At 55.2% G+C, this 1,517-nt stretch carries 2 rRNA genes; both read right to left on the bottom strand.

From position 1 onward, the window contains the following. Positions 1-241 precede the first annotated feature (241 nt). Positions 242-357 (bottom strand): 5S ribosomal RNA (gene rrf, locus U1R88_RS35475). A 161-nt stretch (positions 358-518) separates the two neighbouring features. Then, a 23S ribosomal RNA gene (locus U1R88_RS35470) occupies positions 519-1,517 on the bottom strand; the annotation flags it as partial.

The raw sequence follows: 1,517 nt of genomic DNA, 5'->3' as shown, positions 1-1,517 counted from the left end.
GCAAGAATGTGCAGTGCTCGGCCATCGCCCACACGATCACCTTCGACGATCCGGAGAAGAAGACGCGTACGTCGCTGTAAGGTGCCTGGCCCTCTCCCCCGGGAGAGGGCTAGGGTGAGGGCAATCTCAACTCCGCAGCCTATCGGCTATCAAAGCAGCGCCCTGCCTCAGCCAAACTTGTCCCGCCCCAAAGACAACACCCCCGTCAGACTGAACTGAGCGGGGGTGCTGGGTGTTAGGCGCTTGACGATGACCTACTCTCACATGGGGAAGCCCCACACTACCATCGGCGATGCATCGTTTCACTTCTGAGTTCGGGAAGGGATCAGGTGGTTCCAATGCTCTATGTTCGTCAAGCAATTCGGTGAGCTGGCCAGGCGATGGAGCTGCCTGGCTGGCCCAATTGGGTCTGTGATCGAAGTAGACGTGTCGTCTTTGGGGTCTTGCGAACCCACGCGCCCGTTTTCGGCGTCGTCTTCCTCACGCTCTGACACGCGGTCAGATTGTTTGGGTGTTATATGGTCAAGCCTCACGGGCAATTAGTATTGGTTAGCTCAACGCCTCACAGCGCTTACACACCCAACCTATCAACGTCGTAGTCTTCGACGGCCCTTCAGGGAACTCAAGGTTCCAGTGAGATCTCATCTTGAGGCTAGTTTCCCGCTTAGATGCTTTCAGCGGTTATCTATTCCGAACATAGCTACCCGGCAATGCCACTGGCGTGACAACCGGAACACCAGAGGTTCGTCCACTCCGGTCCTCTCGTACTAGGAGCAGCCCCTCTCAAATCTCAAACGTCCACGGCAGATAGGGACCGAACTGTCTCACGACGTTCTAAACCCAGCTCGCGTACCACTTTAAATGGCGAACAGCCATACCCTTGGGACCGGCTTCAGCCCCAGGATGTGATGAGCCGACATCGAGGTGCCAAACACCGCCGTCGATATGAACTCTTGGGCGGTATCAGCCTGTTATCCCCGGAGTACCTTTTATCCGTTGAGCGATGGCCCTTCCATACAGAACCACCGGATCACTAAGACCTACTTTCGTACCTGCTCGACGTGTCTGTCTCGCAGTCAAGCGCGCTTTTGCCTTTATACTCTGCGACCGATTTCCGACCGGTCTGAGCGCACCTTCGTACTCCTCCGTTACTCTTTAGGAGGAGACCGCCCCAGTCAAACTGCCCACCATACACTGTCCTCGATCCGGATAACGGACCTGAGTTAGAACCTCAAAGTTGCCAGGGTGGTATTTCAAGGATGGCTCCACGCAGACTGGCGTCCACGCTTCAAAGCCTCCCACCTATCCTACACAAGCAAATTCAAAGTCCAGTGCAAAGCTATAGTAAAGGTTCACGGGGTCTTTCCGTCTAGCCGCGGATACACTGCATCTTCACAGCGATTTCAATTTCACTGAGTCTCGGGTGGAGACAGCGCCGCCATCGTTACGCCATTCGTGCAGGTCGGAACTTACCCGACAAGGAATTTCGCTACCTTAGGACCGTTATAGTTACGGCC

Origin of the sequence: Labrys sedimenti, from assembly GCF_034424805.1 — a bacterium.
In the GTDB taxonomy this organism is placed as follows: domain Bacteria; phylum Pseudomonadota; class Alphaproteobacteria; order Rhizobiales; family Labraceae; genus Labrys; species Labrys sedimenti.
Note: the sequence above shows the minus strand (reverse complement) of the source record. Positions and strands in the feature narration are given on the sequence as shown.